Origin of the sequence: Pseudoblastomonas marina (assembly GCF_014641655.1) — a bacterium.
Classification (GTDB): domain Bacteria; phylum Pseudomonadota; class Alphaproteobacteria; order Sphingomonadales; family Sphingomonadaceae; genus Alteriqipengyuania_A; species Alteriqipengyuania_A marina.
The window spans coordinates 677307-695270 of the sequence record NZ_BMID01000001.1 but is presented as its reverse complement, the minus strand read 5'-3'; the positions used below and the strand labels follow the sequence as shown (position 1 = coordinate 695270).

Below are 17964 nucleotides of genomic sequence, written 5' to 3'. Positions count from 1 at the left end.
CTTAAGCCTTCTCGGCCGAGCGCGTACGCTCGCCCTGAAGGGTCTTGATGCGGGCGATCTCGCGGCGCACTTCCTTGATGCGCGCAGGACGTTCGAGCTGGCCGGTGGCCGACTGGAACCGCAGGTTGTACGCTTCACGCTTCAGCTCGACGAGCTCTTCGGAGAGCTGGTCGTCGGTCTTGGTGCGCAGGTCTTCGATCTTTGCGTTGGCCATTACGACGCTCCCAGGTGCGAATCGTCGCCCAGGCGGGCCACGACCTTGGTCTTGATCGGCAGCTTCATCGCGGCGCGCTGGAACGCGACCGCAGCCAGCGGGCCGGGCACGCCGTCGAGCTCGAACAGGATCCGGCCCGGCTTCACGCGAGCGGCCCAGTACTCCACCGAACCCTTGCCCTTACCCTGACGGACTTCGGCCGGCTTCTTCGACACCGGCACGTCCGGGAAGACGCGGATCCAGAGACGACCCTGGCGCTTGATGTGACGCGTGATCGCGCGGCGAGCCGCCTCGATCTGGCGCGAGGTGATCCGCTCGGGCTCCATCGCCTTCAGGCCATACGACCCGAAGTTCAGCGTGGTGCCGCCCTTGGCGTTGCCATGGATCTTGCCCTTGAACGCCTTGCGGTACTTGGTTTTTTTCGGTTGCAGCATTGCTCTTACCTACCTCAGCGAGCCGGCCGGACGCCGGACGTCTGGGCTTCCATCATGAGACGATCGTGCGCCATCGGATCGTGGCCCAGGATTTCGCCTTTGAAGATCCAGACCTTGATGCCGATGATGCCGTACGCGGTGAGCGCTTCGGCTTCGGCGTAATCGATGTTCGCACGCAGCGTGTGCAGCGGAACGCGACCTTCGCGATACTGTTCGACACGGGCGATTTCCGCACCGCCGAGACGGCCGCCGCAGACGATCTTGATGCCTTCGGCACCCAGACGCATGGCGGACTGCATCGCGCGCTTCATCGCCCGGCGGAACGCCACGCGGCGGATCAGCTGGTCGGCGATGCCCTGCGCGACGAGCTTGGCATCGACTTCCGGCTTGCGGATTTCGACGATGTTCAGCTTGATCTCGCTTTCGGTCATCTTCGCCAGCGTCGAGCGCAGCTTCTCGATGTCCGCGCCCTTCTTGCCGATGATGACGCCCGGGCGGGCGGCGTAGACCGAGATGCGGCACAGCTTGGCCGGACGCTCGATCACGACCTTCGAGATCGCGGCCTGCGGCAGCGAGTTCACGATGTGCTTGCGTATCTCGATGTCTTCCGCGAGCAGCTTCGCATAGTCGCGCCCTTCGGCGTACCAGCGGCTGTCCCAGGTGCGGTTGATCTGCAGGCGCAGACCGATCGGATTGCTCTTCTGACCCATCTTACGCCTCTTCCTGCTCGCGGACGACGATCCGCAGCTTGCTGAACGGCTTCAGGATGCGCGTGCTCTTGCCGCGACCGCGGGTGTGGAACCGCTTCATCGTGATCGACTTGCCGACCGAGGCTTCCGCCACGACGAGCGCGTCGACGTCCAGGTTGTGGTTGTTCTCCGCATTGGCGATCGCCGAAGCGAGCACCTTGCTGGCGTCCTTCGCCATCGCCTTCTTCGAGAAGGCGAGGATGTTGAGGGCCTCTTCGGCCTTCTTGCCGCGGATCAGCTCGGCAACGAGGTTGAGCTTCTGCGCCGAACCACGGATCGTGGTGCCGGTTGCCAGCGCCTCGTTATCGGCGACGCGACGGGGGGACTTTGCCTTGCCCATTAGCGCTTACCCTTCTTGTCGGACGCATGGCCGGGGAACGTGCGCGTCGGCGCGAATTCACCCAGCTTGTGACCGACCATTTCCTCGCTCACGGACACCGGAATGAACTTGTGACCGTTGTAGACATTGAACGTCAGCCCGACGAACTGCGGGAGGATGGTCGAACGACGCGACCAGGTCTTGATGGGGCCCGCACGCGAACCGGCATCCTGCGCGGCTTCCGCCTTCGCCAGCAAATGCAGGTCGAAAAAGGGGCCTTTCCGTAGGGAACGAGCCATTGCTTACCTCTTCTTCTTCGCGTGACGCGAACGGATGATCATCTTGTCCGTCTGCTTGTTCTTGCGGGTACGAGCACCCTTGGTCGGCTTGCCCCACGGGGTCACCGGATGACGGCCACCGCTGGTGCGGCCTTCACCACCGCCGTGCGGGTGATCGACCGGGTTCTTCGCAACGCCGCGCGTAAGCGGACGCTTGCCACGCCAGCGATTGCGGCCGGCCTTGGCGAGATTGGTGTTGGCGTTGTCGGGGTTCGACACCGCGCCGACCGTGCCCATGCACTCGCCGCGGATGTAACGCTGCTCACCCGAGTTGAGGCGCACGATGACCATCCCGCGGTCGCGACCGACGAGTTGGACATAGGTGCCTGCCGAACGGGCGATCTGGCCGCCCTTGCCCGGCTTCATCTCGATGTTGTGGCAGATCGTGCCGACCGGCATCTCGCTGAGCAGCATTGCGTTGCCCGGCTTGGTATCGGTCTTCTTGGCGGCGATCACCTTGTCACCGACGGCCAGACGCTGCGGCGCGATGATGTAGGCGAGTTCGCCGTCATCATACTTCACCAGCGCGATATAGGCCGTGCGGTTGGGATCGTATTCGATCCGCTCGACGGTGCCTTCGACGTCCCACTTGCGACGCTTGAAGTCGATGAAGCGGTACTTCTGCTTGTGGCCACCACCGATGCCGCGCGAGGTCACGTGACCCTTGTTGTTGCGGCCACCGGTCTTGCGCTTGCCCTCGGTCAGCCCCTTCACGGGCTTGCCCTTGTAGAGCTGCGACTTGTCCACGAGGATCAAGCCGCGGCGTGCGGGGCTCGTCGGGTTATAGTTCTTGAGTGCCATTGTTTCCTAGCCCCTCAGATACCGCTCGTGATGTCGATCGGGTCCTGGCCGTCGGCCAGGCGCACGATCGCCTTCTTCACGTCGGAGCGCTTGTAGGGCTTGCCCTTCCAGCGCTTGCTCTTGCCCTTGGTCACGATCGTGTTCACGCTCGCCACCTTGGTCGAATAGATCGCCTCGACCGCTTCCTTGATCTGCGGCTTGGTGGCGTCGTTGGCCACCTTGAAGACGACCGCGTTGTTCTCGGAGAGCAACGTCGACTTCTCGGTGATGTGCGGCGCCACGATCACGTCGTAGTGGCGCGCGTTGATGTCCTGCTTCTTAGCCATTGAAACGCGCCTCCAGCTTTTCGACCGCGTCCTTGGTGAGGACCAGCGTGTCGTGCTTCAGGATGTCGTAGACGTTGGCACCGATCGCCGGCATCACGTTCACGCCCGGCAGGTTGCCGGCGGCGCGCGCGAAACCTTCGTTCACGCTCTCGCCGTCGATGAACAGCACCTTCCCGCTGAACCCGGCCTTGTCGAAGTGGCCCTTGAGCGCCTTCGTCTTGGCATCCTTGAGTTCGAGGCTGTCGACGACCACGAGGCCGTCCTTCGCCTTGCTCGACAGCGCCATGCGCAGGCCGAGCGAACGGATCTTCTTGTTCAGCGAGGGATCGAAATCGCGCTTGCGGGCACCGTGCGCCTTGCCGCCACCAATGAAGATCGGGGCCTTGCGGTCACCGTGACGCGCAACACCGCCGCCCTTCTGGCGACCGAACTTCTTGCCGGTGCGGGCGACATCGCTGCGCTCGCGGGTCGGACGGGCGGTGGCGCGGCGCTTTTCGAGCTGCCATGTCACGACGCGGTGCAGGATGTCGGCGCGCGGCTCGACGCCGAACACGGCATCGTTGAGCTCGACATCGCCGGACGCCTTGCCGCCGTCCAGTTTCTGGATCTTGACCTTCACGATCAGGACTCCTTGCCTGCGCCAGCGTCCTTATCGACGCTCGGCGTGGTGGAATTGTCGTCGGCAGCGCCGGTTTCGGCATCCGCACCAGCATCCTGCTGCTGCATCAGCTTTTCCTGCTGCTCGGCGGAGACTTCGGGGTTCACCTCGTGCTCGGCCGCGCTTTCGATCAGGCCGGCATCGGCCTCTTCCGAAGCGGTTTCATCGGCGTTGCGACGCATGGCACCCGGGAACGGGGCGGTTTCGGGCAGCGGCACCTTGACGGCGTCACGCACGACCATCCAGCTGTTCTTCGAACCCGGCACCGAGCCGCGAACGAAAATCAGGCCGCGCTCCGCATCGGTGCGAACCACTTCGAGGTTCTGCTGCGTGCGCTGGCGATCACCCATGTGGCCGGCCATCTTCTTGTTCTTGAAGACGCGGCCCGGATCCTGGCGGTTACCCGTCGAACCGTGCGAACGGTGCGAGATCGAAACGCCGTGCGTGGCGCGCAGACCACCGAAGCCCCAACGCTTCATCGCACCGGCAAAACCCTTACCCTGGGTGTGACCGGTGACGTCGACCTTCTGGCCGGCGACGAAGTGATCGGCAGTGATGGTCGCGCCGACGGGAAGGAGGCCCTCCTCGCTCTCGACACGGAATTCGGCAACGCGCATCTTCAGGCCGACTTCGGCCTTCGCGAAATGCTCGCGCTGCGGCTTGGCAACGTTCTTCTGCTTCGCTTCACCCGAACCGACCTGGAGGGCGAAATAGCCATCGCGGTCGGAGGTGCGGTGCGAAACGACCTGGCACCCTTCCAGCGCGAGAACGGTCACGGGCACGTGCCGGCCATCCTCCTGGAAGAGGCGGGTCATCCCAACCTTTTTCGCGATCACGCCTGTACGCATGATGCTTGTCTCCTTGACAGAGGCACCCCGGCCCATCCGAGGTGCGTGCGGAACCTTGCGGCCCCAAAGCCCGAATTGTGATGCGTCGCCCCGTCCGGGCTAGGTGCTCGCGCGCCGGGATCGGCGGTGGAGCGAGACGGGAGACGCAGCCCGGATAAATCCGGCGGTATCTCGTTGTCCGGGCCCACGCCGAGGCGGGGGCCTTTGAGGTCGCGACCGCGACCTACGAAACTTTCCCGGTCCGTTTAGGGTCCGACCAGGGGGACCATGCTTTCCGGCCTGCGCCGGAGACGTGAAATCAAGCCAACTTGATTTCGACGTTCACACCCGCGGCGAGATCGAGCTTCATCAGCGCGTCGACCGTCTGGGCGTTCGGCTGAACAATGTCGAGCAGCCGCTTGAACGTACGAACCTCGAACTGCTCACGCGACTTCTTGTCGATGTGCGGACCGCGGTTCACGGTGAATTTTTCAATTCTCGTCGGCAGGGGAATGGGGCCACGAATCAGGGCGCCGGTGCGACGGGCGGTTTCGGCGATTTCGCCGGTGGCCTGGTCGAGTACGCGATGATCGAACGCCTTCAGGCGAATGCGAATGTTCTGGGCTTCCATGTCCAACTACCGATGAGAAAGAGCAAACAATAAAGCGGCCCCGCCCTCTCCCGTCTCGGGAGGAGAGCGGGGCTGCCGATTCAAATTTTTACCGAAGCAATTCCGGCGAGACGGAGACGAATCCCCGTCGCTCGCGCGGGCCTATATTACTTCGTGATCTTGCTGACAACCCCCGAACCGACGGTACGACCGCCTTCACGGATGGCGAAGCGCAGACCTTCGTCCATGGCGATCGGGGCGATCAGCTTGACGTCGATCGTCACGTTGTCGCCCGGCATCACCATTTCGGTGCCTTCGGGAAGGATCACTTCGCCGGTCACGTCCGTCGTGCGGAAGTAGAACTGCGGACGATAGTTCGCGAAGAACGGCGTGTGACGGCCGCCTTCGTCCTTCGACAGGACATAGACTTCGGCGCTGAACTCGGTGTGCGGGGTAACCGAACCCGGCTTCGCCAGAACCTGGCCACGCTCGACGTCTTCACGGGCGACACCACGGATCAGGGCGCCGATGTTGTCGCCGGCTTCGCCGCGATCGAGCAGCTTGCGGAACATTTCGACGCCGGTCACGGTCGTCTTGGTGGTGTCCTTGATGCCGACGATTTCGACTTCGTCGCCAACGTTCACGACGCCGGTTTCGATACGGCCGGTGACGACGGTACCACGACCCGAGATCGAGAACACGTCTTCGATCGGCATCAGGAAGTCCTTGTCGACCGGACGGTCGGGCTGCGGGATGTACTCGTCGACAGCCTTCATCAGCTCGAGAACCTTCTCCTTGCCGATGTTGTCGTCGCGACCTTCGAGGGCGGCGAGCGCCGAGCCGGCGACGATCGGAATGTCGTCACCGTCGAAGCCGTATTCGCTGAGCAGTTCGCGAACTTCGAGTTCGACGAGCTCGAGCAGTTCCTCGTCGTCGACCTGGTCGACCTTGTTGAGGAACACGACCAGCGCCGGGACGCCGACCTGACGGGCGAGCAGGATGTGCTCGCGGGTCTGCGGCATGGGGCCGTCGGCGGCATTCACGACCAGGATCGCGCCGTCCATCTGGGCGGCACCGGTGATCATGTTCTTCACGTAGTCGGCGTGGCCCGGGCAGTCGACGTGCGCATAGTGGCGGTTGTCGGTTTCGTATTCGACGTGGGCGGTCGAGATGGTGATGCCACGCTCGCGCTCTTCGGGCGCCTTGTCGATGTTCGAGAAGTCGACCGGCGCGTCGAGGACCTTGGTGATCGCCGCGGTCAGCGTGGTCTTGCCGTGGTCGACGTGACCGATGGTGCCGACGTTGACGTGCGGCTTGTTACGCTCGAATTTTTCCTTCGCCATTTTCCAATAACCTCTGTCTTGAATTTGGGAGTTCTGCGGGGAGGAAACGGCGCCCGCTGAATCAGGCGCCGCCCCTAGACCCTAGTTTCTAGTTACGCAAGCTTCTCGCGGACCTCTTCGGCCACGTTGCTCGGGACTTCCTCGTAATGCGCGAACTGCATCGTGTACTGCGCACGGCCCTGCGTGAACGAACGCAACTCGTTCACGTAGCCGAACATGTTCGCCAGCGGGACCATGGCCTCGACCGCCTGCGCGTTGCCGCGCGACTCGGTGCCCTGAATCTGGCCACGGCGCGAGTTCAAGTCGCCGATCACGTCGCCGAGGTAATCCTCGGGCGTCACGACTTCGACCTTCATCATCGGCTCGAGCAGCTTGATGCCGGCCTTCTGGCAGGCTTCGCGCATCGCACCGCGACCGGTGATTTCGAACGCCACGGTCGAGGAGTCGACATCGTGGTACTTGCCGTCGATCAGGCGGATCGTGAAGTCGATGATCGGGAAGCCGATCAGGTGACCGGTTTCGGCCTGCTCGCGCATGCCCTTCTCGACCGACGGGATGTATTCGCGCGGAATGTTACCGCCCTTGATCTCGTCTTCGAAGATGATGCCCTGGCCGCGTTCACCCGGGGTGACCACGACCTTGGCTTCACCGAACTGACCCGAACCACCCGACTGCTTCTTGTGGGTGTAGGTCACCTCGACTTCGCGGGCGAGCGATTCGCGATACGCCACCTGCGGCGCACCGACATTCGCTTCGACCTTGAACTCGCGCTTCATGCGATCGACCAGGATGTCGAGGTGAAGCTCGCCCATGCCCTTGATGATCGTCTGGCCCGATTCGTGGTCGGTCGTGACGCGGAAGGACGGATCCTCGGCAGCCAGGCGGTTGAGCGCGACGCCCATCTTTTCCTGGTCGGCCTTGGTCTTGGGTTCCACCGACAGCTCGATGACCGGATCGGGAAATTCCATCCGTTCAAGGATGATCGGATTGGCCGGATCGCACAGCGTGTCGCCGGTCGTCGTGTCCTTCATGCCCGCGATCGCGACGATGTCGCCAGCGAACGCTTCTTCGATGTCCTCGCGGTTGTTGGAATGCATCAGCAGCATGCGGCCGATCTTTTCCTTCTTGTCCTTCACCGAGTTCAGGACCTGGCCCTTGGAGAGCTTGCCCGAATAGATGCGAGTGAAGGTGAGCGAACCCACGAACGGATCGTTCATGATCTTGAAGGCGAGTGCAGAGAACGGCGCATCGTCGCTCGACGGACGCGACTCTTCCTCGTCGCTGTCGGGCTTGACGCCCTTGATCGCCGGCACGTCGAGCGGGGATGGCATGTAGTCGACCACCGCGTCGAGCAGGGGCTGGACGCCCTTGTTCTTGAACGCCGAGCCACACAGCACCGGCACGAAGTCGCGGTTCATGGTGCCCTTGCGGATCAGCTTCTTGAGCGTTGCGGCATCGGGCGCATCGCCGGTTTCGAGATAGGCTTCCATCGCATCGTCGTCTTGCTCGACGGCTGTTTCGATGAGCTTCTCGCGATATTCGGCGGCCTTGTCTGCGAGGTCGGCGGGGATGTCGACATAATTGAACGTCGCGCCCAAACCGTCATTCTCCCAGACGATGCCGCGATTGTTCACGAGGTCGACCACGCCCTGCAGGTCGCTTTCGGCGCCGATCGGGAGATACAGCACCAGCGGGGTCGCACCGAGACGATCGATGATCGACTGGACGCAGTAATAGAAATCGGCACCGGTGCGGTCGAGCTTGTTGATGAAGCACATCCGCGGAACGCCGTACTTGTCGGCCTGGCGCCACACGGTTTCGGACTGCGGTTCGACGCCCGCGACGCCGTCGAACACGGCGACCGCGCCGTCGAGCACGCGCAGCGAACGCTCGACTTCGATCGTGAAGTCGACGTGGCCGGGGGTGTCGATGATGTTGATGCGGTGCTTGGGACCTTCACCGTCCTCGGCCGACCAGAAGGTGGTCGTCGCCGCCGAGGTGATGGTGATGCCGCGTTCCTGCTCCTGCTCCATCCAGTCCATGGTCGCGGCGCCGTCGTGGACTTCGCCGATCTTGTAGGACTTGCCGGTGTAATAGAGGATACGCTCGGTCGTGGTGGTCTTGCCGGCATCGATGTGCGCCATGATGCCGATATTGCGATAACGCTCCAGCGGATAGTCGCGGGCCATTATGGAATTCCTTGGTCTCGAGATGGGCCTTGCGGGGCCCTTCCCATGTGGGAAATTTTGTTGCGTTTTGAAGACGGGGGGCCGCTCGCGTCACCGCAGCGCGGCCCCGCCCTGCCTTCGTATTACCAGCGGTAGTGGCTGAACGCGCGGTTGGCGTCGGCCATGCGATGCGCGTCTTCACGCTTCTTGACCGCGTTGCCGCGATTGTTCGCCGCATCCATCAGCTCGCCCGAAAGGCGCGCGCTCATGGTGGTCTCGGCACGACCGCGCGCGGCCGAGATCAGCCAGCGGATCGCCAGCGCCTGGGCACGCTCGGGGCGCACTTCGACCGGCACCTGGTAGGTCGCACCACCGACACGGCGGCTGCGGACCTCGACCTGCGGCTTGATGTTGTTCAGCGCGTCATGGAACATCTGGATCGGATCGGCCTTCGCCTTGGCCTCGACGGTGTCGAGCGCGGAATAGACGATCCGCTCGGCGGTGGACTTCTTCCCGTCCAGCATCAGGTTGTTCATGAACTTCGAAAGCACCAGATCCCCGAACTTAGGATCGGGCAGGATTTCCCGTTTCTCGGGACGACGACGACGTGACATATCTCTAAACTCCTTCGGAGTGGTCGCTCACTTGACCTAAAAACCTTGGCGTGAGCGCCCTGCGGCACCGGCCCTCTCCCCCACCCGGCCACCCGGGGCTACCTTCGCCAAGGTGCCCGGGTGGAGGAGAGAGCCGCCGCCGCGCCTAAACCTTACTTCGGACGCTTGGCGCCGTACTTCGAACGGCTCTGCTTGCGGTCCTTGACGCCCTGCGTGTCGAGCACGCCGCGCAGCACGTGGTAGCGCACGCCCGGAAGGTCGCGCACACGGCCGCCGCGGATCAGCACGACGCTGTGTTCCTGCAGGTTGTGGCCTTCGCCCGGGATGTAGCTGATGACTTCGCGGCCGTTGGTCAGGCGAACCTTCGCAACCTTGCGCAGCGCCGAGTTCGGCTTCTTCGGGGTCGTCGTATAGACGCGGGTGCAAACGCCGCGCTTCTGCGGGTTCGCTTCCATCGCAGGGACCTTCGACTTGGTCTTCTGCGGTTCGCGGCCCTTGCGGACCAGCTGGTTGATCGTCGGCATAGATTCTTTCTCTTCACCGTATGAGGGCGGCGACTAGCGGGCAGCGGGAAGAGAGAAAGGCCTGCTCGGACACCCGTTCGCGCAGGGCCGGTCGACGAGGCGACGGGCGGGCACGCGGGGCCGGCAAGCTGAATCTCTCCACCCAAGGCCCACACGGCCACCGGGTTACTTTGACGGCTGCCCCGAAACGCGGCTCCCGAAGGAGATGCGCCCCAATAGAAAAGAGCCCCTGGCATTGCGCAAGGAGCCCCGGGACATGACCGGCAATGTTCAGCTCTATCTGACCGGCGCGGCGCGAACGCTGCTCCGGATGGGCGGGCCTTTAGTCGCAGCAGGCCGCGCGGTCAAGCCTCGCCGTCTTCGCCCGCATCCGAAAGCCGGCGCATGTGTTCGGCCAGCGCGAGGTCGAGATCGGTATAGACGTAGGGCCCGACAGTGTAGTGGCGCACGAGCCGCGTCGTCACCCCTGCGGGCAGTTCGGGCTCGGCCGGTCCGGCTTCGGGCGGGTCGTCGCGGGCCGGCGGGATCACGGCCCCGCCCTCGTTCTCCCACGCATTGTCCTGCGCGTTCGAAGACGATGCGGAGGTCTCGCTGGCATAGGTCCCGTAGATGATGTCTGGCGGGCCATCGGCGCGCGACGGCACGATGCCCGTCACTTGCGGGCTCGACACGTGCACGCCCGTCGCCGGTGCGCCCTTCTGAGGTGCACTCGTCATCGCCACGCCGCGCAATCGGCGGATCTGCTCGGCATATTCGGCCACCCTCGCGAAGTGATCGTCGCGGCCCCGGTCGTCGCCGGCCGCGCTGGCCTTCATCACCGCGACCTGGTGGGCGTGGAGCATTTCATTGAGGTCCATGGCGCGTCTCCTGCGGTCGGCGGGCGGGTCGAAAAGGCGGGGTGAAGGCGGTCGAGGAAGTCCGGGCGCACCTCGCGGCGCGCCCGTCCCCCTGTCACGGATCAGCCCTGCTGCTGGCTGGGCTCGGCGTCCTTGCTGTCCTGGCCGGACGGCACCTTGCCCTGCTGCGCCTGTTCGGGCTGGTGCAGGTTGGTCGCCTGCATCTTGCCGTCATCGGCCTTGCGGGTGTCGTAGCCGTAGCGCTGGCCCTGCCTGGGCTCGGCGGCTTCCTGCTGGAGGTCGCCCTTGCCGAAGGACAGCGTCTCGCCGCCCTTTTCGGGGGCGATCGTGCCCGAACCCTTGTTGCGGTCGTAATTCTTGATCTTGCCAAAATCGGTCATGGAAAAATTCCTTCGATTTCGCGCAGGCGCCCGGAAGCGACCGCTTGTGCGCGGTGGCTAGAAGGCGAAATGGAAAGAAGGGAGGGCAACTGGCCCTCGGGACCGTCGATCGCGACTGGTAGCTACACCTTAGATGGGGTGCGCGCACGGGGATACAAGGAGGGCGCGGGGGTATATTCGGGGGGGCGCTGGGGCAGCTGCCCGCGAGCTTGCGGGCCACCATTCGATTGCAGCCCGGGCCGCCCGGTCCTATCCCGGGCGTTCCACAGTGGGGGATCACACCGTGAAAATCGTCGTCATTCTGTTCGCCGCCCTCTACGCCATCGCGCTGGCCTTGCTGGCAGTGGGCACCTTCGGCTGGTTCGGACAGGAACAGGACCCGCTCTCCGGCTTGTTCCTGATCCCGCTGGGCCTGCCCTGGAACCTCCTCGCCGACAAGATCGGCCTGGGCGGACCGGCGTCGGCGATCCTCGCCCCGGCGATCAACCTGGCGATCCTCTACTGGCTGTGGAAGCGCTGAGTTTCGCGCGTCAGCCGCCTTCGAGGAAGGCGTCGACCAGCACGTAGGTCTCCGGGCCGAACGTCACCGTGGTCCGGTCCCCGGAGCGGGCGACCGCGAAATCCCATCCCGCCGAGCCGTCGGACTGGGCGCTGTCGGCGCCATAGGGGGTCGTGCCCCGCACGAAGATAGCGCGGGTGCGCCCGTCGGGCTTCTTCACCTCGACCAGCGTGGTGCCGTCCTCCGCCCATCGGCGCTTGACGCCGGCGAAGCAGCTCTCGTTCGGCTCCGCGCCGCCGAACCCGCAGGGGAGCTGGGTCGTGGCGTTGTAGTCCGTGCCTTCCACCAGCGCGTCGCCCGGTTCGTCGGGCGGCGGCGGCGGGCCGTTCTCGCCCATCGCCGCAGGCACCGAGACCAGCCGGACCCCGTCGATCGTCGCGACCACCGATCCGCCCAGGGCCTCGGCGGATTCTTGCGTCGGGCAGCCGACCAGCAGCGCGCTGTCGTCGAGATAGTTGGAGGTTGCCGCGCTCTCGCCCAGCTGGCGGCACGGATCCCCGGCCGCGGGATAGCCGTCGCCGAAAGGCGCGAGGCTGTCGGGAATGGCGGCGGCCTGACGGCCCGCTGCCGCATCCTGAGCCGCGCCTTCCGCGGCGGGTTCGGAACACGCCGCCATGGCGAATACCGCGACGCCCGCCAGCGCCGTGAACGGCAGGTGCGCCCGGATCTTCACGCTCACCGACATTTGGGATGCTGCTGGATATCGCGCAGGTCGTACAGCCGGCCATCGGCGATCGTCACCTGGACGCACTGGCGCGTTTGCGGTTGCCACTGGATCGAATAGCGCGCGTTGCCGGACGTGAAATTATCGACCTGGCGGAATCCGCGCCGTTCGAGTTCGGACATTCCGCCCGCGGCCCGGGCATCCCTCAGATCCTCGAACTGGGCCGTCTGCGCATAGCCGCCACGTCCGGAATGATAGCGCAAATTGGCACTGCGTTCGTCCACGCCTGCCTGGTAGCCGCTGGAGTAGGCATCGGAGCGCGCGGCGTTGTGATAGGGCGCGTTGTGGAGCCCGTCATTGTAACCGCGCTCGTATGCGGATTCCGCCTGCGCATCCTCTGCGTGCTTGCCGTCGTCATGATGGTGCGACTTGTGCGCCAGCAGCGCGCCGAGGATCGCAACGCCAGCAACCACCGCCACGGCTGCTCCGGCATCAGATCCCTCGTGCTTGCCGCAATCCTCGTCGGAAGCGTCGGTGATGGATTCCACGCGGCCATCATACACTTCGACCTGGACGCAATCGCCATCGGCCTCGTCCCACCAGTAGCTGTAGATGTAGCCCATCGAGTTCTTGTGCGTGGAAATATGCGCGAAGCCGCGATCCTGCAGTGCGCGCTCCGCGTCCCGGCCAAGCGATCCGTTGATGTCGACCAGCTGGCTGGCATCTTCCGCCGCGAGCGGCGCGGCCACCAAGGCCGCGCATGCGAAAGATGAAACAATCTTCCCAAATCGATGCATAAAACCATCTCCCCCGATCGAACGAATCGGTCGATGCGAAATATTCTTATATTCTTATCCATTTTTGAAAAGCCCCGCCGGCGGGGTGCGAAACCCATCGCGCCTCCTAGACGAGCTACCAGATCGTCACCGCCAGCATGATCGACAGCATTACCCCGAGAGATCCCGAGGTAACCGGCATCGTTTCGGCGACCAGAAGCGGCATCACGCTGATGACGAACGCAAAGGCCGCTACCGGAAAGCTCTGCAGCTAAAACGGTGACCTGAGCGTATTGCGGTTCAACCTCACGCGTTTGCGCCGCAGCAGCCGCAGCGACATCACAGAGGGTAGATCGAAAACGCCCGAGGGGGTGCGCGGCGTGGGGGAGAGTCTTTTTGGTTCCGGACCCGCATCCGCGGGTCCATCCTCGGTGCTATTCTCTCCGCTACGCTCCGAGGCACCTGCGGGCGCCCGGTCGGGCTTGCCTTGGCCTGGTCGGCCTGCGGGCGACCGCCTTGGTCGTGTCCGCTTGGCGCTATCTCGCAATGTCCGTCCAGAATTTGCGCGCGATAGCGCGCACGCGTGCGACCGCACGCCGGCCGGTCAGGCCGAAGTCAAGGCGGACGGATGTCCGCCGCCCGGCGTCTGAGGGTCGAAAACAAATAATTCCGCTCAGATCTCGGTGACCAGCGTTCCCAGCAGCAGCACCAGCACGGTCGCCTGGACGAAGGTGAGGACGGCGAGGCCGAAGCCGCGCCAGATGCCGATCGAGAGCATCCGGGCGAACCAGCGCGCCTGCAGCGCGAGGTACCACACGCAGGCGGCCGCGATCGCGGCGAGCGCGATGCCGAGCGCTTCGACCGTCTCGCCCCGCAGCGAAACGGCGACGAGCACCGCCGAACCGCTCACCAACGCCCACGGCGCGGCGACGTAGCACTGGGCGTAGAAGGGCGGGCGCAGCGTCTTGCGATCGAGCGCGATGCCCTGGCGCCGCAGCAACCGCACCGACAGCACCAGCGGGAACACGCTGAACACGATCATGCGGAAGGCGAGCAGGTTGCGCTCGTCGCCAAGGAAGCCCTCCTGCCGGGTGAACTGGCCGGTGGCGATTTCGAGCAGGTGCGACAGCGCGAGCGTGATCGCGAGGAAGATCGGCGGGCTGAGCTTGTCCGAGTACCGGTCCTCGTCCTCGTCGTCGAGCTCGTCGTCGGCATAGGCCATCATCTCGCCCGGGCGGGTGATCACGCGCCACATGGTGAGCGGGTAGAACACCAGCCACACCATCACCTCGTAGAGCGCCTGTTCGAGGCTCTTGAGGATCTTCATGAAGTCCATTTCCGCCCTCCCGCTTCGCGATCCCGCCTCGTTGCGCGCGGGCGCAGTGCTCTTATTGCGCGCAGGCGCGGCGCTGGCAAATCGCGCGGGCGAGGCGCGGCCCGCTTCCCACCCTTGCCCCCGACGCCCCTCTCCCGCTACCTTCGCGCCATGCTCGATTCCTTCTTCGACCACGCCGCGATGACCGACGGGATTACCGTGCGGGTCTCCGTCAGCTACCTGCCCGAACAGTCCGCGCCCGAGGAAGCGCGCTGGTTCTGGGCCTATCACGTGCGGGTCGAGAACCACTCGGACCGCGCGGTGCAGCTGCTCACGCGGCATTGGCGGATCACCGATGCGGGCGGCGGGGTGAACCTCGTCGAGGGCGAAGGCGTGGTCGGCGAACAGCCGGTGCTGCGCCCGGGCGAGAGCCACGATTACGTCTCGGGCTGCCCGCTGCCGACGCCATGGGGCTCAATGGAGGGGCGATATACATTCGTCGTGGTCGACGGGGAGAAGACCGGACAGCGGTTCGAGGCGGCGATCCCGTTCTTCCCGCTCGAAGCCGGAGAAACCGCGCAGTGATCGCCCGCGCGGCGCTCGCCGGGTCCGCGCTCCTGCTGCTCGGCGGCTGTCCCGCCGCGATGGTCACGCCCCAATCGCTCCCGCCCGCGCCGCTTTCGGGCGCCGAGGCCTGCGCGACCGACCCGGATGGCGGGGGGATCATATTGTGGCTCAACCCGCGCTCGGTCGAGGCCGGCGAGACGATCGAACTGCGGCCCGGGCAGAGCGCCTACCCCTCCAATTTCGACCCGCTGCCGCCGGGCTGTATCGACGCGGTCAGCGCCGACCGGCCCGATCTCGTCCGCTTCGCGCGGCGCGACGACGGGACCGTCACCGCGACGCTCGCCAAGGACGCGCCCTCGGGCACCGCGATCGTGCTGCGCGCGACTTTCGACGGGCGCGAGATCGCCCCCGCGCCGATCACCGTGTTCTCCGCCGCGGCCGATCCGCTGGTCGGGCTGTGGACGCAGGAGCGCGCCGATTGCCCCGTCGACACCGCGCCGGTGGTGGATTTCAGGCTCGCGGCGGGCGGGCGCTTCTACGTCACCTGGCTGCCGATGGGCTCGCGCCGCGATTATGCCGGGAGCTACGAATACGATCCTGCGAGCGGCGCGCTCGCGCTCGAGGTCGAGAGCTCCAACTACCTCCCCGACGACCGCGCCCCGCTGACCGTGCGGCGCGAGGGCGATACGCTCCACATCGTCTCGGGCTCGCTCGGCTCGGCACCCGACGGCCGCGGCTTCTGCCGCGAACCGTTCACGCTGTTCGGGAGCTGATCCTCAGGGTGCGCTAGCGAGCTCGGCCTCGGCGTCGGGCTGGGTCTCCGGGACGGGCGCGGGATTGCGCGCCGAGGGGTTGTGCCTGGCGAGGAACGCGAGCAGCCGGTCGTACCATGCCTGCTCGTCCTCGGGGCGCACCAGCGAGTGCCCCGCCTTGTCGAGCACCAGTTCCTCGACATGCGGCGCGCCGTCGACCGCCTTCATCATCTGGATATGCTGCTTGAACGGCACGTTGTCGTCCTTCTTGCCGTGCGCGAGCAGCAGCGGGCGGCCGATCCGGCGCGCGAATTCGCGCGGCGAGACCTCGTCGAGGTCGCCCTTGCGCACCTCGCCCTCGACCATCATCGTCCAGCGCTTGCCGTCCCGGCGGTCGAGGAAGTCCTTGTCGTAATCGAGCATGTCCTTCCAGTCGGTCACCCCGGCCCAGCTCGCGGCGCAGACGTAGAGATCGGGATTGCGCACCACCGACCAGACCGCGGCGTATCCGCCATACGATCCGCCAACCATGCAAACGCGCGCGGGATCGGCATAGCCCTGCGCGATCGCCCAGGCCCGGGCATCGTCGAGATCGTCCTGCATGCCGCGCCCGATCTCGCCGTAACCGAGCTTCTCGAACGCCTCGCCATAGCCCGAGGAGCCGCGGAAATTGGGCTGCAGCACGGCGTAGCCGCGATTGGCGAGCAATTGCACCTCGGGATGGTAGGCCAGCATGTCGCGGACGTGGAACGGGCCGCCATGCGGCAGCACGATCAGCGGCAGGTTCTTCGCCTCGAGCCCGCGCGGCAGGGTCAGATAGGCGCGCAACTTCGTCCCGTCGCGCGCGGCATAGGTCACCGCCTTCGACCTCGCCAGCTGGGTATGGTCGAGCGTCGGCAGGAGGTTGGTGAACAGGTCGAGCTTCATCTCGGCCGGGGTGAAGATGTAGAGCGCGCCCGGATCGGCCTCGCTCCCGGTCCACACCACCATCCGTTCGAGCCCCGCCGACCACTGGCGGATCGTCACCTGGGCCCCGCCCAGCGCCTCCTCGAGCACGCCCTGCCATTTCGCCAGTTCGGGATGGAGCCACTCGGTCCGCTCGCGATCGTCGGTGTAGCTGACCGCGAGCAGGCCGTGCACGCTGTCGACCGCGGCGGATTCGAGATCCCAATCGGCGTGCTCGTAGACCGTCCGCCCGGGCTCGCCGGTGCGGAAATCGAATTCGCGGACCGCGATCCGGCCCCCGTCGCCCTTCGCCATGATGTAGCCGATATCGGAGCCCGCCGAGATCGAGATGACGTTCCAGTATTCGGCCGCATCGTCGTAATACTTGAAGCTCGCGACCTTGTCCCAGTCGTCGTCGGCGCTCGAGCGGTACCAGATCCGGCGCCGCTTGCCGTTGAAATGAATGCCGAGCCGGACGACGCCCTCATTGTCGGCGAACCAGGTATCCGAATCGCCCTTGCGCTTCTGCACCCGCACGGCGGTATCGTCGAACTCGCTCCCGTCGAGGAACACCTTGTGCACCTCGGCATCAGCGAACAGCTTGCTCGAGGAAGACAGCAGGATGAATTCGCCCGCCGGGTCGGTGTAGATCACGTCGTCGCCGGTCAGCCCCTGCTTCTCGCGCCCGACGAAGAAGGTCTTCCCGCTGGCGAGATCGAACGCGAACAGGCGCGACACGGGGACCGGGAACACCCCGTAGACGATCGTGATCGCGCGGACGCTGACGAGGATCTTGTCGGGCCCGGCCCAGCGCAGGCGCGAGGGATGCAGGTTTTCGGGCAGCAGGATCGCGCGGCTGGGCCGGCGCGTCGCCGCGTCGTAGATCACCAGCTTGTTGCGCTCGTCTTCCTCGATGAACAGCGCGAACCGGCTTCCGTCGGGCGACAGGGTCGGGCTTGTGAACGGCACGCGCCCGACGAAATCGGCCGTCGGAATCAGCGCGACCGCGTCGACCGCTCGCGGTGGCGACGGCGCGACACCATCCTCCGCCGCAGCGCTTGCCGCCGGCGGTGTCTCCGCCGCCACGGCTTGCTGGCCCAGCGCCGGCGCGGTCCAGCCGAGCCCGACGCAGAGCCCGAGCGCAAGCGCGGCGAAAGCCGCCCGGATTCGTTCGCTGTCGATCATGCTGCGACCCCCTTCCCCTGCGCGCCACGATAACCCCTT

Annotated in this window: 23 protein-coding genes; 3 read left to right on the top strand and 20 right to left on the bottom strand. The window is 65.4% G+C overall.

The features are described 5' to 3' along the window. Position 1: 1 nt before the first annotated feature. The 16 genes from rpmC to IEW49_RS03280 form a co-directional block, all read right to left on the bottom strand. Positions 2-214: a 50S ribosomal protein L29 gene (gene rpmC, locus IEW49_RS03355; RefSeq protein WP_188641352.1), complete on the bottom strand. Its 213-nt coding sequence runs from the start codon at positions 212-214 to the stop codon at positions 2-4. Then, complete coding sequence (rplP, locus tag IEW49_RS03350; protein ID WP_188641351.1) at positions 214-648, bottom strand: 50S ribosomal protein L16; 435 nt, start codon at positions 646-648, stop codon at positions 214-216. Before rplP ends, rpmC begins: the two co-directional genes overlap by 1 nt. A 14-nt stretch (positions 649-662) precedes the next feature. Next, positions 663-1358: a 30S ribosomal protein S3 gene (rpsC, locus tag IEW49_RS03345; RefSeq protein ID WP_188641350.1), complete on the bottom strand. Its 696-nt coding sequence runs from the start codon at positions 1356-1358 to the stop codon at positions 663-665. A gap of 1 nt (position 1359) precedes the next feature. Beyond that, positions 1360-1737, bottom strand: a complete 378-nt coding sequence (gene rplV, locus IEW49_RS03340; protein ID WP_188641349.1) for a 50S ribosomal protein L22 — start codon at positions 1735-1737, stop codon at positions 1360-1362. Further along, complete coding sequence (gene rpsS / locus IEW49_RS03335; RefSeq protein ID WP_188641348.1) at positions 1737-2015, bottom strand: 30S ribosomal protein S19; 279 nt, start codon at positions 2013-2015, stop codon at positions 1737-1739. The genes rplV and rpsS overlap by 1 nt, the downstream gene beginning before the upstream one ends. A 3-nt stretch (positions 2016-2018) precedes the next feature. After that, positions 2019-2855 carry a 50S ribosomal protein L2 gene (gene rplB, locus IEW49_RS03330; RefSeq protein ID WP_188641347.1) on the bottom strand — a complete coding sequence of 279 codons (837 nt, stop codon included), beginning with the start codon at positions 2853-2855 and terminating at the stop codon, positions 2019-2021. A 14-nt stretch (positions 2856-2869) separates the two neighbouring features. After that, entirely contained in the window at positions 2870-3181 is a 312-nt protein-coding gene (locus IEW49_RS03325) for a 50S ribosomal protein L23 (protein WP_188641346.1), read from the bottom strand. Further along, entirely contained in the window at positions 3174-3800 is a 627-nt protein-coding gene (gene rplD, locus IEW49_RS03320; protein ID WP_188641345.1) for a 50S ribosomal protein L4, read from the bottom strand. Before rplD ends, IEW49_RS03325 begins: the two co-directional genes overlap by 8 nt. Before the next feature lie 2 nt (positions 3801-3802). Beyond that, on the bottom strand, positions 3803-4687 hold the full coding sequence (rplC, locus tag IEW49_RS03315) for a 50S ribosomal protein L3 (RefSeq protein ID WP_188641344.1): 885 nt from the start codon (positions 4685-4687) through the stop codon (positions 3803-3805). Between the two features lie 298 nt (positions 4688-4985). Next, positions 4986-5297 (bottom strand): 30S ribosomal protein S10, encoded by a 312-nt coding sequence (gene rpsJ, locus IEW49_RS03310; RefSeq protein WP_160616657.1) that lies wholly within the window; start codon positions 5295-5297, stop codon positions 4986-4988. Positions 5298-5443: 146 nt separating this feature from the next. Then, the gene (gene tuf, locus IEW49_RS03305; protein ID WP_188641343.1) at positions 5444-6619 is read right to left on the bottom strand and encodes an elongation factor Tu; all 1176 of its coding nucleotides are present in this window, start codon (positions 6617-6619) and stop codon (positions 5444-5446) included. 92 nt (positions 6620-6711) lie between these two features. Continuing rightward, the gene (gene fusA / locus IEW49_RS03300) at positions 6712-8808 is read right to left on the bottom strand and encodes an elongation factor G (protein WP_188641342.1); all 2097 of its coding nucleotides are present in this window, start codon (positions 8806-8808) and stop codon (positions 6712-6714) included. Positions 8809-8930: 122 nt separating this feature from the next. Further along, positions 8931-9401: a 30S ribosomal protein S7 gene (gene rpsG, locus IEW49_RS03295; protein WP_188641341.1), complete on the bottom strand. Its 471-nt coding sequence runs from the start codon at positions 9399-9401 to the stop codon at positions 8931-8933. Positions 9402-9553: 152 nt separating this feature from the next. Further along, positions 9554-9925 carry a 30S ribosomal protein S12 gene (gene rpsL, locus IEW49_RS03290; RefSeq protein WP_188641340.1) on the bottom strand — a complete coding sequence of 124 codons (372 nt, stop codon included), beginning with the start codon at positions 9923-9925 and terminating at the stop codon, positions 9554-9556. A gap of 344 nt (positions 9926-10269) precedes the next feature. Next, positions 10270-10782 carry a hypothetical protein gene (locus tag IEW49_RS03285; RefSeq protein WP_188641339.1) on the bottom strand — a complete coding sequence of 171 codons (513 nt, stop codon included), beginning with the start codon at positions 10780-10782 and terminating at the stop codon, positions 10270-10272. A gap of 101 nt (positions 10783-10883) precedes the next feature. Further along, entirely contained in the window at positions 10884-11162 is a 279-nt protein-coding gene (locus IEW49_RS03280) for a cold-shock protein (protein WP_188641338.1), read from the bottom strand. Between the two features lie 283 nt (positions 11163-11445). Here IEW49_RS03280 and IEW49_RS03275 point away from each other — a divergent pair, with 283 nt between their 5' ends. Next, positions 11446-11682, top strand: coding sequence for a hypothetical protein (locus IEW49_RS03275; RefSeq protein WP_188641337.1), 237 nt, complete (start codon positions 11446-11448; stop codon positions 11680-11682). A 10-nt stretch (positions 11683-11692) separates the two neighbouring features. On the opposite strand, the gene IEW49_RS03270 is transcribed toward IEW49_RS03275, so the two are convergent. From IEW49_RS03270 to IEW49_RS03260, 3 genes are all read right to left on the bottom strand, one after another. Continuing rightward, on the bottom strand, positions 11693-12400 hold the full coding sequence (locus IEW49_RS03270; RefSeq protein WP_229658062.1) for a hypothetical protein: 708 nt from the start codon (positions 12398-12400) through the stop codon (positions 11693-11695). Continuing rightward, a complete protein-coding gene (locus tag IEW49_RS03265) occupies positions 12397-13134 on the bottom strand; it encodes a hypothetical protein (RefSeq protein ID WP_229658061.1) in 738 nt (245 codons plus the stop codon). Before IEW49_RS03265 ends, IEW49_RS03270 begins: the two co-directional genes overlap by 4 nt. Before the next feature lie 700 nt (positions 13135-13834). Further along, positions 13835-14497 carry a permease gene (locus IEW49_RS03260; protein WP_188641334.1) on the bottom strand — a complete coding sequence of 221 codons (663 nt, stop codon included), beginning with the start codon at positions 14495-14497 and terminating at the stop codon, positions 13835-13837. Between the two features lie 150 nt (positions 14498-14647). Between IEW49_RS03260 and apaG the strand changes: the two genes are divergently transcribed. Next, positions 14648-15061 carry a Co2+/Mg2+ efflux facilitator ApaG/CorD gene (gene apaG, locus IEW49_RS03255; RefSeq protein WP_188641333.1) on the top strand — a complete coding sequence of 138 codons (414 nt, stop codon included), beginning with the start codon at positions 14648-14650 and terminating at the stop codon, positions 15059-15061. Then, complete coding sequence (locus IEW49_RS03250) at positions 15058-15816, top strand: hypothetical protein (RefSeq protein ID WP_188641332.1); 759 nt, start codon at positions 15058-15060, stop codon at positions 15814-15816. Before apaG ends, IEW49_RS03250 begins: the two co-directional genes overlap by 4 nt. A 3-nt stretch (positions 15817-15819) precedes the next feature. On the opposite strand, the gene IEW49_RS03245 is transcribed toward IEW49_RS03250, so the two are convergent. Continuing rightward, positions 15820-17925 carry an alpha/beta hydrolase family protein gene (locus tag IEW49_RS03245; protein WP_188641331.1) on the bottom strand — a complete coding sequence of 702 codons (2106 nt, stop codon included), beginning with the start codon at positions 17923-17925 and terminating at the stop codon, positions 15820-15822. Positions 17926-17964 lie beyond the last annotated feature (39 nt).

Coding starts and splice junctions, on each gene's coding strand:
- rpmC (WP_188641352.1), bottom strand. CDS start 214: ATGGCCAACGCAAAGATCGAAGACCTGCGCACCAAGACCGACGACCAG.
- rplP (WP_188641351.1), bottom strand. CDS start 648: ATGCTGCAACCGAAAAAAACCAAGTACCGCAAGGCGTTCAAGGGCAAG.
- rpsC (WP_188641350.1), bottom strand. CDS start 1,358: ATGGGTCAGAAGAGCAATCCGATCGGTCTGCGCCTGCAGATCAACCGC.
- rplV (WP_188641349.1), bottom strand. CDS start 1,737: ATGGGCAAGGCAAAGTCCCCCCGTCGCGTCGCCGATAACGAGGCGCTG.
- rpsS (WP_188641348.1), bottom strand. CDS start 2,015: ATGGCTCGTTCCCTACGGAAAGGCCCCTTTTTCGACCTGCATTTGCTG.
- rplB (WP_188641347.1), bottom strand. CDS start 2,855: ATGGCACTCAAGAACTATAACCCGACGAGCCCCGCACGCCGCGGCTTG.
- IEW49_RS03325 (WP_188641346.1), bottom strand. CDS start 3,181: ATGGCTAAGAAGCAGGACATCAACGCGCGCCACTACGACGTGATCGTG.
- rplC (WP_188641344.1), bottom strand. CDS start 4,687: ATGCGTACAGGCGTGATCGCGAAAAAGGTTGGGATGACCCGCCTCTTC.
- rpsJ (WP_160616657.1), bottom strand. CDS start 5,297: ATGGAAGCCCAGAACATTCGCATTCGCCTGAAGGCGTTCGATCATCGC.
- tuf (WP_188641343.1), bottom strand. CDS start 6,619: ATGGCGAAGGAAAAATTCGAGCGTAACAAGCCGCACGTCAACGTCGGC.
- fusA (WP_188641342.1), bottom strand. CDS start 8,808: ATGGCCCGCGACTATCCGCTGGAGCGTTATCGCAATATCGGCATCATG.
- rpsG (WP_188641341.1), bottom strand. CDS start 9,401: ATGTCACGTCGTCGTCGTCCCGAGAAACGGGAAATCCTGCCCGATCCT.
- rpsL (WP_188641340.1), bottom strand. CDS start 9,925: ATGCCGACGATCAACCAGCTGGTCCGCAAGGGCCGCGAACCGCAGAAG.
- IEW49_RS03285 (WP_188641339.1), bottom strand. CDS start 10,782: ATGGACCTCAATGAAATGCTCCACGCCCACCAGGTCGCGGTGATGAAG.
- IEW49_RS03280 (WP_188641338.1), bottom strand. CDS start 11,162: ATGACCGATTTTGGCAAGATCAAGAATTACGACCGCAACAAGGGTTCG.
- IEW49_RS03260 (WP_188641334.1), bottom strand. CDS start 14,497: ATGGACTTCATGAAGATCCTCAAGAGCCTCGAACAGGCGCTCTACGAG.
- apaG (WP_188641333.1), top strand. CDS start 14,648: ATGCTCGATTCCTTCTTCGACCACGCCGCGATGACCGACGGGATTACC.
- IEW49_RS03245 (WP_188641331.1), bottom strand. CDS start 17,925: ATGATCGACAGCGAACGAATCCGGGCGGCTTTCGCCGCGCTTGCGCTC.